The organism is Streptomyces sp. NPDC007346 (genome assembly GCF_040703535.1).
Taxonomy (GTDB): domain Bacteria; phylum Actinomycetota; class Actinomycetes; order Streptomycetales; family Streptomycetaceae; genus Streptomyces.
Genome location: NZ_JBEYKR010000069.1, coordinates 1 through 12,046, shown reverse-complemented (window position 1 = coordinate 12,046; position 12,046 = coordinate 1). Strand labels below are relative to the sequence as shown.

The following is a 12,046-nucleotide window of genomic DNA, read 5'->3' as shown; positions in this document are numbered from 1 at the left end:
GACCTCGTGGCGGCGGCCCGGCTGAGGAAGAGGCTGGTCCGGGAGCGCCCCGCCGTCTGGGGCGGCCTGACCGTGCCCGGCGCGCTGCCGGCCGCCGGATTCGTCACACGGGTCCTCGGCCTGGCATCTGGCAGGCCTGGCACCTGGCATCTGTCGGGAGCAACGGCTGAGGGGCGGCCGCAGAAATGCGGCCGCCCCTCACCCATCGGTGCGTTACGTCGTACGTCGTGCTCAGCGTGCCCTGCCCCGTCATCAGCTCCGGGGCCGGGCCGAGAAGAGTCTTACTGGCCCTGTTCGTCGCGGCGGCGTTGCCACCGTTGCTCGATGCGGTTCATCATCGACCGGCGTTGTCTAGGTCGGCGGCGTGAGCCGCTGTCCCCGCCGTCCGCGGCGGCCTGCTGCTGTTCACCGGGTTTCGGCGCTTTGCGCCATCCGGTGACCGCGAGCACGGCACAGCCGAGCATGACGAGGAACCCCACCACGCTGATCCAGATCTGCTGGGCGACCATTCCGGCCATGAGGAGCGCGATACCCACCAGGAAGCCAGCGACCGCCTGGTAGACCCTTCGTCGGGTGTACGTACGCAGCCCGCTTCCCTCAAGCGCTGTCGCGAACTTGGGATCTTCGGCGTACAGCGCTCGCTCCATCTGCTCGAGCATTCGCTGCTCGTGCTCCGAGAGCGGCACGGAGTCCTCCTCGTCGTCGGCCGCGGGGGCGACCGGTATGCGGCCCTTCCAGGATAGGCAGGGATTCGCCCCCGTGAAACCCGCCCTCTAGCGTTCAGCCAGTCCGGACCGCTATGTCGGCTCGGCTGTTGAGGCGTAGATTCCCCGACGACCGATCCGTCATGCCGGATGGTGTCACCCGATCATACGGGGCTCCTGCCCGCTACGGGCGTCCCGAGTCCTACTCTGTCCGCAGCTTCGTTGCTGATCAGCCCCGTACCGGCCCTCGCGGGGCTTCCGGGGGCCGGTTCGCACGGCCGGTTCAGGGGCGCCTCTGGCCCAGAACGTGCAGCTGCGTCGCGACGGAGTGGAAGGCGGGCAGCTCGGCGACGGCGGCTTCCAGCCTCAGGAGCGCCTCCATGGCGCCGGGCTCGGTGTCCACCAGGGCGCCGGGCACGAGGTCGGCGAAGACCCGCACGCCGTGCACGGCGCCGACCTCCAGACCGGCCCCGGACACCAGCTCCGAGAGCTGCTCGGCAGTGAAGCGACGGGGCACCGGGTCGCCTTCGCCCCAGCGGCCCGCCGGGTCGGCGAGCGCCTGCCGGGCCTCGGTGAAGTGGCCGGCCAGCGCGCGGGCCAGAACGGCCCCGCCCAGGCCCGCGGCGAGCAGGCTGAGGGCGCCGGAGGGGCGCAGGGCCTCCACCGCGTTCCGTACGCCCTCGGCGGGCTCGTCGACGTACTCCAGGACGCCGTGGCAGAGCACCGCGTCGAACCCGCCGCGCTCCACGACGTCGAACAGGCCGAGGATGTCGCCCTGGACGCCCCGGACGCGGTCGGCGACCCCGGCCTCGGCGGCGCGGCGCTCCAGCGCGAAGAGCGCGTTGGGGCTGGGGTCGACGACGGTGACCCGGTGGCCGAGCCGGGCGGCGGGCACCGCGAAGTTCCCGGTGCCGCCGCCGGTGTCCAGAACGTCCAGGGCGTCCTGGCCGGCCGCCTTGGCCTGACGGTCCAGAGCCTCCTTCAGGACCTCCCAGACCACGGCGGTACGGAGGGAGGCGCGGGGGCGCAGCTGGTCCGACACGGCAGATGACTCCTCGGCACGGTGCCGCCTGGGACGGCGGAGCGTGAACAGTGCAGGTGGTGATGTGAGCGCTCACCACCCTATTGCCTCGCACCGCCGTCCCGGTCATCCGGCACCGGCCCGTCTCACCCTGCGGCTGACCTCCCCGGTCTCGGCTGCGGGAGCACCGGCTGGAGGACCAGCAGCCGTTCCACCAGACGCAGGAACCGGGCGGCGTCGCGCAGCAGGTCGTCCGCGTCCCGGCTGCTGGCGGCGCCGGGCATGCCGGCCTCCGCGCGGGCCCGGCGGGGCGCGCCGGAGGCGAAGAGGTCGCTCCACTCGGTGAGCTCGGGCGCTATCTCCGGGAGGACCTCCCAGGCGCTGCGGATGCGGTCGCGGTGGCGCTTGTTCGTCTCGGGGCGGCCACGGGCGGCCAGCACGGCGGCCGCCGTGCGCAGGGCCGCGAGGTGGGCGGTGGCGTAGCGCTCGTTCGGTTCGTGGAGCACGGCGGCCTCGTCCAGGCCGGTGCGGGCCTTGGCGAGCAGGTCGAGGGCGGCGGGCGGTGCCGTGGTGCGGCGCAGCACGGGGTGCACATCGTCGGCGGGACCGGTCAGTGAGGGGGCAGGGCTGCCTGCGCGGCGCCGCGGGGCGGCGGCTGCGGACGAGCTGGCCATGACGAACCTCCTGTCGTCGTGTGACGGCTCCGTGGCCGTATGCATCCATGGTGGCGGCCCCCACTGACAATCGGTCAGAACCCTTCCCTGACCTGCTGTTTTGCTTCGAGCGCCAGTTCCGGCTAACTTTTTGCACTGACCGGTCAGTGCAAAAGAATTCCGCGGCCGGAACACGGACGAGATTCGGGGGAGGGTCTGTGGAGAGCCCGCACGGCGCCGCAGTCGGCGCCGAGGACTTCGGACTCAAAGGGCCGCGTGGCTGGGCCTTTCGCAAGGTGGGGTTCAGCGCGCCGCCGGGGTCGCTCGTCGCCATTGAGGGGCCGTCCGGCTCCGGGCGTACCTGTCTTCTGCTCGCGCTGACCGGGCGCATGCGCGCCACCGAGGGCAGCGCCCAGGTCGGCCGCCTCGAACTGCCCCGCAAGGCCGCCGCCGTCCGCAGGATCGCGGCCCTCGGCCCGGTCCCCGGCGTCAGCGAGCTGGACCCCGCCTTCACCGTCGCCGAGCACCTGCGCGAACGGGCCCTGCTCCAGGGCCGTTACGGGACCTCCCTGCGCACCCTGCTGCGTCCGCGCGCCGAGCGCCGGGCCGCCGCGCGGGCCCGGATCGACACGGCCCTGGAGGCCGCGGGGCTGGACCCCGCCACCCTGCCCAAGGCCGAGCGGACCTCCGTACGGGATCTGGAGCGGCTCGAAGCGCTGCGGCTCTCCGTCGCCCTGGCGATGATCGGCACCCCGCGGCTGCTCGCGCTGGACGACGCCGACCTCAAGCTCTCCCCCGCCGAACGGGCCGACGCCTGGGCGCTGCTGCGGTCCATCGCCGATTCCGGCACCACCGTGCTCGCCGTGTGCAGCGAGGCCCCCGAGGGCGCCCGGACCGTCCGGACCGCGCCCGCCGCCGAAGACGCCCCCACCGCACCCACCACCGAAGAGGAGGCGGCCGATGCGTTCGCCGAAGCTGGCCGCGCTTGAGCTGAGGCGGTTCCGCAGGGGGAAGCTGCCGGCCGCCGCGCTGGTCGCCCTGCTGCTCCTGCCGCTGCTCTACGGCGCCCTGTACCTGTTCTCGTTCTGGGACCCGTACGGGAACCTCGACAAGCTGCCCGTGGCCCTGGTCAACAACGACAAGGGCGCCACCGACAACGGCGAGCGCGTCAACGCGGGCGACGAGATCAGCGACAAGCTGCTCGACTCCAAGGTGTTCGCGTGGCACGAGGTGAGCTCCGCGGAAGCGGACAAGGGCGTCGAGGACGGGACGTACTACCTGTCGCTGACGATGCCGGCCGACTTCAGCGAGAAGATCGCCTCCAGCGGCGGGGACTCCCCCGAGACGGGCGCGCTCCAGGTGCGGACCAACGACGCCAACAACTACATCGTCGGGCAGATCTCCAGGACGGTCTTCGCCGAGGTGCGCAACGCCGCCTCCTTCAACGCCTCGCGGGGCTTCCTGGACCGCATCTTCATCAACTTCTCCGATCTGCACGACAAGACCGCCGACGCGGCCAAGGGCGCCGATGAACTCAAGGGCGGCATCTCGAAGGCGAAGGAGGGCTCCAAGGAACTCGCGGACGGCCTCAAGGACTCCAAGGCGGGCAGCAAGCGGCTCTCCGACGGCCTCGTCAAGCTGAACACCGGGGCGGGCAAGGTCTCCTCCGGTGCCCGTGAGGTGGCCGGCGGCACCCAGGCCCTGGCCGACAAGGTCAACGGCATCGCCGACGACGCCCGCCCCTTCTTCAAGGAGAACGGGAAGGCCATCGGGGACACCGCCCGCCTGGTCGCCGAAGGGTCCAGGACCACACGCGAGGAGCTCGACCGGCTGGTGACCGCCGCCCCGGCCGCGGCCGCCGACGCCCGCACGGCCGCCGACAAACTCGCCGGGGTGTACCGCACCCGGTGCGAGGAGGCCGCCGAGCCCGACGAGGCGTCCTGCCCCGCGCTGAAGAAGGCCAGTGAGACGGCGTCCGACGCCGCCGTGGTCGCCGCCGACGTCAGCAAGCTGGCCACCAGCCAGAACGGCGAGCTGAAGACGCTCAGCGCCCATCTGGCCACCTTCCAGAAGCAGGCGGAGACGCTGGCGAAGCGCGCGCCGACCCTGGACGACGACCTGGAGAAGGCCGTCAAGGACGTCAACGCCCTCAACACCGGCGCCCACCAGGTCTCCGCGGGCGCGGCGGACCTGCACACCGGCCTCGGCAACGCCCGTACCGGCTCAGCCGACCTGGACACCGGCGTCGGCAAGCTCAAGACGGGCGCGGAGAACCTGGACGGCGGGCTGTTCCGGCTCGGCGACGGCTCGGCCGAACTCGCCCAGGGCCTCCACGACGGCGCGGAGAAGATCCCGGACTACGACAAGAAGGACCGCGACGCCCGTACCGATGTCATGGCCGACCCGGTGAAGCTGGCCTCCAAGTCTCTTCACGCGGCACCCAACTACGGCACCGGTTTCGCCCCGTACTTCATCCCGCTCTCCCTCTGGGTCGGCGCGATGGTCGCGTACATGATCATCCAGCCGCTCAACAGGCGGGCCCTGTCCACCGGCGCCTCCGCCTGGCGGATCGCCTTCGCCGGATGGCTCCCGGTCGCCGCCATCGGCATCCTCCAGGTCGGCGCCCTGATGGCCGTCCTCCACTGGGGCCTGGGGCTCCAGATGGAGCGCTCCGCCGGGACGGTCGCCTTCCTGGCCCTGGTGACCTGCTGCTTCGCCTCGATCGTGCAGTGGCTGAACGCCTGCTTCGGCGCGGCGGGACGCATCCTGGTGCTGGTCGTGCTGATGCTCCAGCTGACCTCGGCCGGGGGCACGTACCCCGTCCAGACCAGCCCCGGCTTCTTCGGCGCGATCCACCCGTACCTGCCCATGACGTACGTCGTCGAGGGGCTGCGCCGGCTCATCACCGGCGGCCCCCTGGGCCCGGTGTGGCTGGGCTGCGCGGTCCTGGGGGCCTTCACCGTCGGCGCCCTCGCCCTGACCGCGTTCACCGCGCGCCGCAAGCAGGTGTGGAGCCTGAGCCGGCTGCACCCGGAGCTGAGCCTGTGAGCGCGCCGGAAGCTGGGAGAATCGGGCTCATGGAAAGCAGTGGCACCACGCGCCGCCAGGCCACCCGGCAGAGGCTCTACGAGGCGGCGGTGACCCTCATCGCCGAGAAGGGCTTCTCGGCGACCACCGTCGACGAGATCGCCGAGCGGGCCGGGGTCGCCAAGGGCACGGTCTATTACAACTTCAAGAGCAAGACCGAACTGTTCGAGGAGCTGCTCCGGCACGGCGTCGGGCTCCTGACGGCCTCGCTGCGGGCCGCCGCCGAGGAGTCGAAGGAGCACGGCGGCACCCGGGTCGAGGCGCTGGACGCGATGATCCGGGCCGGCCTGGCCTTCATCGACCGCTACCCCGCCTTCACCCAGCTGTACGTGGCCGAGCTCTGGCGCACCAACCGCGCCTGGCAGTCCACGCTGCTGGTGGTGCGGCAGGAGGCCGTCGCGGTGGTGGAGGACGTCCTGCGCGAGGCGGTGGGCAGCGGTGAGCTGAGCGAGGAGATCGACATCCCGCTGACGGCGGCCGCCCTGGTCGGGATGGTGCTGGTGGCGGCGCTGGACTGGCAGGCGTTCCAGCCGGAGCGCTCGATCGACGAGGTCCACTCGGCGCTGTCCCTGCTGCTGCACGGGCGGGTCAGCGGGCGCTGAGCGAGCGCCGAGCGGACCCTGTGAGGGCGTCTCCCGGAGCAGCCTCCCGGAGACGCCCTCACAGATTCCCGCGGACGCCCTCACGGAATCCCTCGGACGCCCTCACGGAAGTCCTCGCCGCATACGAAGACGCCGGCCGGTGGAGCCCGCATCCCCCGCGGACTCCACCGGACCGGCGTCTTGCGTACTTCCGTCGGACCCGTCCCCCGTGGCCCCGTATGTCCCCCGTGGCCCCCGGGTCCTGACGTCGTGCGCCCCCGTTCCGTCAGGGGCCGCGCCGTTCCGCCGCCCCGTGCCGGCGGTCCGGGCGCCGCGCCCCTTCCGTGGTCACCACTCTTCCGTCCCCGCAGGTCCGGGCCTATCCGCGCAACTACTCATCTCGCCGCCTAGGTACGGGTACTCAGGGCCGTGCACCGGGGCCCGCACGGCCGTCCGGCGGGGTCGTTACGATCTCCTGCGTGTCCGTAATCCCTCTGGTGTTCACAAGTGGCTGGGCGAGCGGGATCAACGCCTACGCGGTGGTCCTGTTGCTCGGCGTCTTCGGCGCGACCGGCGTCTCCGACGAGGTGCCCGCCGCCTTGCAGCGCACCGATGTGCTGATCGTGGCCGGTGTGCTCTTCCTCTGCGAGGTGGTGGCCGACAAGATCCCGTACGTGGACTCGGTGTGGGACACCGCGCACACCGTGATCCGTCCGGTGGCCGGGGCGGTGATCGCCGCGCTGCTCGCCGGGGAGAGCGGTTCGCTGCCGGAGCTGGCGGCCGGTGCGATCGGCGGGTCGACGGCGCTGATCAGCCATCTGGTGAAGGCCGGCACGAGGATGGCGGTCAACACCTCCCCGGAGCCCTTCAGCAACATCGGGATGAGCATCGTCGAGGACCTCGGCGTCGCCGGAGTCGTCACGTTCGCCATATTCAACCCGGTGGCGGCGGCCGTGATCGCCGGTGTGCTGCTGGTGCTCGGGATCGTCCTCGTGGTCTTCCTGACCTCGCGGATCCGCCGCTTCCTGCGCCGCCGGGCCCAGCGCCGCGAGGAGAAACGCCTGGCCGGCGCGGAGGGGCCCCGGCCTCCCGGCTGAGCTGTCGGTGCCGGTCGATAAAGTCACCGGCATGGCACGAATTGCGGTGATCGGCGCCGGGACGGGCGCCATGGCGGCGGCCGCCCGGCTCGCCGTCGCGGGCGACAAGGTGACGGTCTACGAGCGGTCCGCGAGCTACGGCGGCTCGGTGGGCCGCCATGAGCACGAGGGCTTCGTCTTCGACACGGGGCCGGGGCTGCTGCATCTGCCCGCCGTCCAGCGGGACCTCTTCGTCAAGACCGGCAAGGAGTCCCTGGAGCAGTGCGTCACGCTGACCCAGGTCGACCCGGCGAGCCGTCACCTCTTCGCGGACGGCACGGCCCTGTCCCTGCCCAACGCCTCCCGGGCCGGGGTGGCTTCCGCCCTGGACGCGGCGCTCGGGGCCGGCGCCGGGGAGCGCTGGAGCGGATTCCTGGAGCGGGCCCGGGACGCCTGGGACCGGTCGCGGCGGCCGCTGCTGGAGGAGCCGCTGCGGGCGGACCACCAGGTGCTGGGCCGCGACCCGTATCCCGCGCTCAGGCAGCGTCGGCTGCTGCGCACCCGGCAGGCGGCCACCGTGGCGGAGATCGGCGCCTGGGAGCTGGCGGACGCCCGGCTCGCGGCCCTGCTCGACGGGTACGCGCTCTCCTACGGCCTCGACCCGCGCACCGCCCCCGCGAGCGCGGCGCTGCTGCCGTACATGGAGCAGACCTTCGGCAGCTGGTACGTGATGGGCGGGATGCGGGAGCTGGCCCGTGCCGTGTACGAGCGGTGCGTGGCCCGGAAGGTGGGCTTCGTCTTCGGGGCCGAGGTGGTCCGGGTCGTCGAGAAGGACGGCCGGGCGGCGGGCGTGGAGCTGGCGGGCGGCGAGGTGGCCGAGGCGGACCGGGTGGTGCTGGGCGTCCGGCCGCACGCCGGTCTGGTGCCGGCTCAGCAGGTGTGGGGCGCCGGCGATGTGACGGTCCGGCCGGGCCCGGCGGTGCCGGGGCGGTTCGTGGTGCTGCTGTCGCTGCGCGGGGCCCGGGAGGCGGACGCGGTGCACCGGAGCGTGGTGCACAGCGCCGACGGGGCGGCGGAGCAGGAGGCGGTGTTCGGGGGCCGGGTCGCCGCGCACCCCACGGTGACGGTGCTGCGCCCCGACGACCCGGCGACCCGCCCGGACGCGGCGCACGAGGCGGTGACGCTGACGGCGACGGTGGCCCCGCAGGGCCCGGTCGACTGGACGGACCCGGCGGTGCGGCAGCGGTTCGCCGATGTGCTGGTGGAGCGGGCCGAGGCGGCCGTTCCCGGGCTGCGGGAGCGGATCCTGCACACGCAGGTCCGTACGCCTGCGGAGACCGAGGCCGGGACGGGGGCCGAGGGCGGGTCGGTGCCGCCGCCCGCGCTGGCCGGTGCGGGAGGGGCGTATCTGCACCCTGGCAACCTCACCCGGCTGCCGGGGCTGTATCTGGCGGGCGGCTGGTCGCACCCGGGCGGCGGGCTCGCGCACGCCGGGATGTCGGGGACGCTGGTGGCCGGACTCGTGGTGGAGGGCGACGACTTCCGCGGCTCGCGCTAGCCGCCGACCGCCTGCCGTACGACGACGGCAGGCGGCCGGGCCTCCGGCTGCCGCCCCGCGTCAGTAGCGGTACTGCTCGTTCTGGCCGGTGTCGTAGCCCTGTCCGTTGCTCCGGCCGTTGCTCTGGCCGTTGCCCTGGCCGTAGGGAGCGGGCTGCTCGGGCGGTATCGGGGGGTACTGCTCGGCGTCGCGCTGCTGCGGGACCCAGACGCCCCCGGGCGGGGTGTCCGTGGCGTACGCGTCCGTGCCGTGGCTCTGGGCGTAGGGGTCGGCGTAACCCTGCCGGCCGCCCTGGCTGTCGTAGCCGTTGCCGTAGGCCTCGTAACCGCCGTAGGAGGCCGCCGCGGTGGTGGTGCCGATGTACGGGTCGGAGTAGGCGGCGTAGCTCTGCCGGTCCGTCCCGTAGTCGTACGGTCCCGCGTAGGCGTCCTGGTTCTGCTGCTGGTCGTAGCCGGCGTACGGGTCGTAGGCGGCGAACTGCGGCTGGGCCGCGGGGTCCGCCTCGTACGGCTGCTGGTCCGGGCCGGGGTGGCCGGAGCCGTTCGCCTGGTGACCGGGGTCGCTGTACACGCCGTACTGGCCGGTGTCGTCGGGCAGCGGCTGCGGCTCGTACACGGAGGCGGGGGCGTCGAACGCGGTGGAGGGGGCCCCCGCGTGGCCGAAGGAGTCGAAGCCGGCCTCGGTGGCGGGGTCCGAGACCTCCAGGTCGGAGACCTCCAGCGTGGGCTCCTTGGCGGCCGCGCGCTCCCCGCGGCGACGTCGGCTCTCGCCCGGACTGCCGCCTATGGCCCAGCCGGTGGAGAAGCCGCGCCGGAAGGAGAGCGTCACGAAGGTCTGTCCGGTGGCGAAGGCGAGCGCCCCGACGACGATGACCGCGCGCGAGCCGAGCAGGACCCCGATGACCACGGTGAGGAAGCCGCCGAAGGCCAGGAGCCGCCAGCGCAGCCGCGCCTTGTACTGCAGCAGCACCTCACCCAGCAGCCACAGTGCCACCAAGCCGAATGCGATGTAGAGGACCGTCCAGCCCACGCCCGCCCCCTCCTGCGGCCGCAGCCGCTCGGGGGCGGGTACGGCCGGTCACGACTGCTTGTGCAGTCCGAGATTTTCGTAGATCTCGAGCGTTGCCGTCGAGTTGTTGAGCGTGATGAAGTGCAGTCCGGGTACACCCTCGGACAGCAGTTTCGCGCAGAACTCCGTTGCGAACTCGATGCCAATGGAGCGTACAGCGGCCGGATCGTCCTTGACCGCGAGGATGCGCTCTTTCAGCGGCTCAGGCACGGTCGCGTTGCTGAGCTGCGAGAATCTTTCCAGTTGTTTCACACTGGTGAGCGGCATGATTTCGGGAATGACCGGCGTTTCACAACCGGCAGCGACCACTCGGTCACGCATCCGGAGATAGTCCTCCGGGCGGAAGAACATCTGGGTGATCGCGTAATCGGCCCCCGCCCGGCACTTGTCGACGAAATGACCGATGTCGGTGTCCCAGTCGGTGGAGCGCGGGTGCATCTCGGGGAATGCGGCGACGCCGACGCAGAAGTCGCCGGACTCCTTGATGAGGCGGACGAGGTCGGCCGCGTACTTCACGCCCTGCGGGTGCTCGATCCACTCGCCCATCGGGTCGCCGGGCGGGTCGCCGCGGACCGCGAGGATGTTCCTGATCCCGGCGTCGGCGTACTGGCCGATCATGTTGCGCAGTTCGGCGATCGAGTGGCTGACCGCGGTGAGGTGGGCGACCGGGGTGAGCGTGGAGTCGGCGGCGATCTGCTGGGTCGCCCGCACCGTCCCGGCCCGGGTGGAGCCACCGGCTCCGTAGGTGACCGAGACGAAGCTCGGGCGCACCGCCTCGATCCGGCGCAGCGCGTTCCAGAGGTTCCGCTCACCCTTTTCCGTCTTGGGCGCCCAGAACTCGAAGGAGTACGAGGCTTTGCCGGTCGCGAGCAGGTCACGCACCGTGCGTGCGTGGTCCGTCCTGGTGGAAGCTGTCCCAAGGGCCATAGGGCGAGATTAACCAGGGGGTGGTCACTCTCCCAACCAGAGCGACCGGGATTGTCATGTTTCGCCATTTTGTCGTCCACCCCTTGGGACGACGGCGTCTCGAACCCGGGTGGCGTCCGACGCGAAAAGGCTGCTCAGAGCGTGTGCGAGCGGACCCTCTTCGCCAGGTCGGCGGTGGCGGCCGACGGGTCGTCCGCCTCGGTGATCGCCCGGACGACCACGATCCGGCGGGCTCCGGCCTCCAGCACCTCGTCCAGGTTCCCCGCGTCGATCCCGCCGATCGCGAACCAGGGGCGCGGCTGCTCCAGGGAGGCCGCGTACCGCACGAGGTCCAGGCCGGGGGCGTGCCGGCCGGGCTTGGTGGGGGTGGGCCAGCAGGGGCCGGTGCAGAAGTAGTCCACGCCCTCCTGGGCGACGGCGGCGTCCACCTCGGACTCGGCGTGCGTGGAGCGGCCGATCACCGGGCCGGTGCCGATGATCGCGCGGGCGGCGCCCACCGGCAGGTCGCCCTGGCCCAGGTGGAGGACGTCGGCGCCGATGGCGTGGGCGACGTCGGCGCGGTCGTTGACCGCCAGGAGCTTGCCGTGGCGCCGGCAGGCGTCGGCGAAGACCGCGAGGTGGTCCAGCTCCTCGGCGGCCTCCATGCCCTTGTCCCGGAGCTGGACGATGTCGACGCCGCTGGAGAGCACGGCGTCCAGGAAGGCCGGGAGGTCGCCCTGGGTCCTGCGGGCGTCCGTGCACAGATAGAGCCGGGCGTCGGACAGCTGCTCGCGAGGCGTGGGCATGGTGGAGTCCCCCCGTGGTCGTGGCGGGGCACGGGCACCGCTGTCCGCGGGGCCCGTGCGCCGCTTCCTGTCGTGTCGGTCAGACGGCGAGCGCCTGGGCTCGGCGCTTCACCTCCGTACCGCGATTCTCGCTCAGCGCCTGTGCGGGGGTGCCGGGCAGGGTCGGGTCGGGAGTGAAGAGCCACTCCAGCATCTCTTCGTCGGAATAGCCGTCGTCCCTCAGGAGGGTCAGGGTGCCGGAGAGGCCCTTGACCACCTTGTCGCCGTCGATGAAGGCGGCAGGCACCTGAAGCGTCCGGTTCTCACCACGGCGTACGGCGATGAGCTGGCCTTCCTTGACCAACTGCCGTACACGCGTCACCTCGACATCGAGCTTTTCCGCGATGTCGGGGAGGTGGAGCCAGGCGGGGACGAGAGCATCGGTCCTTGCGTCAATCTCGGTCACAAGGACAAGCGTGCCATCCAGGACTGACAGCCGGTAGCCGGGCCGACCGTACGGGGGTCGCGCGGGCCGGCCCCCCCCCCGGCGGCCCGGGGCACACCCGGCGGGGGTGTGGAAGGTGTACGCGGGGGGGTGTTCGGGATG

Annotated in this window: 12 protein-coding genes; 5 read left to right on the top strand and 7 right to left on the bottom strand. The window is 72.3% G+C overall.

The window, feature by feature from the left end; genetic code table 11:
• Window positions 1-281: 281 nt before the first annotated feature.
• The 3 genes from AB0917_RS19205 to AB0917_RS19195 all read right to left on the bottom strand — a co-directional run bounded on the left by AB0917_RS19205 (window position 282) and on the right by AB0917_RS19195 (window position 2,399).
• Window positions 282-686: a DUF3040 domain-containing protein gene (locus tag AB0917_RS19205; RefSeq protein ID WP_366820780.1), complete on the bottom strand. Its 405-nt coding sequence runs from the start codon at window positions 684-686 to the stop codon at window positions 282-284.
• Between the two features lie 301 nt (window positions 687-987).
• Window positions 988-1,746 (bottom strand): methyltransferase, encoded by a 759-nt coding sequence (locus tag AB0917_RS19200; protein ID WP_366820779.1) that lies wholly within the window; start codon window positions 1,744-1,746, stop codon window positions 988-990.
• A gap of 125 nt (window positions 1,747-1,871) precedes the next feature.
• On the bottom strand, window positions 1,872-2,399 hold the full coding sequence (locus AB0917_RS19195; RefSeq protein WP_366820778.1) for an SAV_6107 family HEPN domain-containing protein: 528 nt from the start codon (window positions 2,397-2,399) through the stop codon (window positions 1,872-1,874).
• 197 nt (window positions 2,400-2,596) lie between these two features.
• On the opposite strand from AB0917_RS19195, the gene AB0917_RS19190 reads away from it, so the two are divergent.
• The 5 genes from AB0917_RS19190 (at window position 2,597) to AB0917_RS19170 (ending at window position 8,680) form a co-directional block, all read left to right on the top strand.
• Window positions 2,597-3,367 (top strand): ATP-binding cassette domain-containing protein, encoded by a 771-nt coding sequence (locus tag AB0917_RS19190; RefSeq protein WP_366820776.1) that lies wholly within the window; start codon window positions 2,597-2,599, stop codon window positions 3,365-3,367.
• Window positions 3,339-5,426 (top strand): YhgE/Pip domain-containing protein, encoded by a 2,088-nt coding sequence (locus tag AB0917_RS19185; RefSeq protein WP_366820775.1) that lies wholly within the window; start codon window positions 3,339-3,341, stop codon window positions 5,424-5,426. Before AB0917_RS19190 ends, AB0917_RS19185 begins: the two co-directional genes overlap by 29 nt.
• Window positions 5,427-5,455: 29 nt before the next feature.
• A complete protein-coding gene (locus AB0917_RS19180) occupies window positions 5,456-6,067 on the top strand; it encodes a TetR/AcrR family transcriptional regulator (RefSeq protein WP_366820774.1) in 612 nt (203 codons plus the stop codon).
• Window positions 6,068-6,525: 458 nt separating this feature from the next.
• Window positions 6,526-7,143, top strand: coding sequence for a DUF4126 domain-containing protein (locus tag AB0917_RS19175; protein WP_366820773.1), 618 nt, complete (start codon window positions 6,526-6,528; stop codon window positions 7,141-7,143).
• A 31-nt stretch (window positions 7,144-7,174) separates the two neighbouring features.
• Window positions 7,175-8,680 carry an NAD(P)/FAD-dependent oxidoreductase gene (locus tag AB0917_RS19170; protein WP_366820772.1) on the top strand — a complete coding sequence of 502 codons (1,506 nt, stop codon included), beginning with the start codon at window positions 7,175-7,177 and terminating at the stop codon, window positions 8,678-8,680.
• Between the two features lie 60 nt (window positions 8,681-8,740).
• Here the strand turns inward: AB0917_RS19170 and AB0917_RS19165 are convergent, their stop codons facing one another.
• From AB0917_RS19165 to AB0917_RS19150, 4 genes are all read right to left on the bottom strand, one after another.
• On the bottom strand, window positions 8,741-9,709 hold the full coding sequence (locus AB0917_RS19165; RefSeq protein WP_366820771.1) for a hypothetical protein: 969 nt from the start codon (window positions 9,707-9,709) through the stop codon (window positions 8,741-8,743).
• Between the two features lie 48 nt (window positions 9,710-9,757).
• Complete coding sequence (gene metF, locus AB0917_RS19160; RefSeq protein WP_366820770.1) at window positions 9,758-10,675, bottom strand: methylenetetrahydrofolate reductase [NAD(P)H]; 918 nt, start codon at window positions 10,673-10,675, stop codon at window positions 9,758-9,760.
• A 134-nt stretch (window positions 10,676-10,809) separates the two neighbouring features.
• Window positions 10,810-11,460, bottom strand: coding sequence for a thiamine phosphate synthase (gene thiE / locus AB0917_RS19155; protein ID WP_366820769.1), 651 nt, complete (start codon window positions 11,458-11,460; stop codon window positions 10,810-10,812).
• Between the two features lie 79 nt (window positions 11,461-11,539).
• The gene (locus tag AB0917_RS19150) at window positions 11,540-11,905 is read right to left on the bottom strand and encodes an Rv2175c family DNA-binding protein (protein WP_366820767.1); all 366 of its coding nucleotides are present in this window, start codon (window positions 11,903-11,905) and stop codon (window positions 11,540-11,542) included.
• Window positions 11,906-12,046: the final 141 nt, after the last annotated feature.